The following is a 391-nucleotide window of genomic DNA, read 5'->3' as shown; positions in this document are numbered from 1 at the left end:
CTGCTTTTTCAGCTCTATGTAAACTGTAGTTAACAGAAGAATGGTAATTTTTTTTTATGCTTGTATAATCGGTATTTAAATCAATAATAAAATTATTCCTTCTTGTAACTCCCGTTTCAGTTTCAACAAAATCATTTTGGTAGTTGAAAAAAATATCTCCGTATTTAAAACATTGCTTTATGTGTTGAAGTATTAAATGCTGATTATCTGCTTTTACAATCAGGCCTGATTGCTGAACAAACGGAGGAATATATAAATACCGTAAACCAAATTTTCTTTTTACAGGTAATGGCAATATTGCTTCATAATCATTAATAACAAGAGCTAAGCAGTTAGTGCATATCAAGTTTAAATAAGTGAACGAGGAGTATATTAAACCGTTATCATTTAC

Annotated in this window: 1 protein-coding gene; it reads right to left on the bottom strand. The window is 29.2% G+C overall.

Annotated elements, in window-relative coordinates:
* Positions 1 to 346, bottom strand: a 346-nt coding sequence (locus E3E36_RS13115) for a hypothetical protein (RefSeq protein WP_206203751.1), incomplete at its 3' end; no start/stop codon positions are given.
* Positions 347 to 391 lie beyond the last annotated feature (45 nt).

The organism is Thermococcus sp. M36 (assembly GCF_012027355.1).
Classification (GTDB): Archaea; Methanobacteriota_B; Thermococci; order Thermococcales; family Thermococcaceae; genus Thermococcus.
The sequence above is the reverse complement of the archived record's forward strand: the minus strand, read 5'-3'. Positions and strand labels throughout refer to the sequence as shown.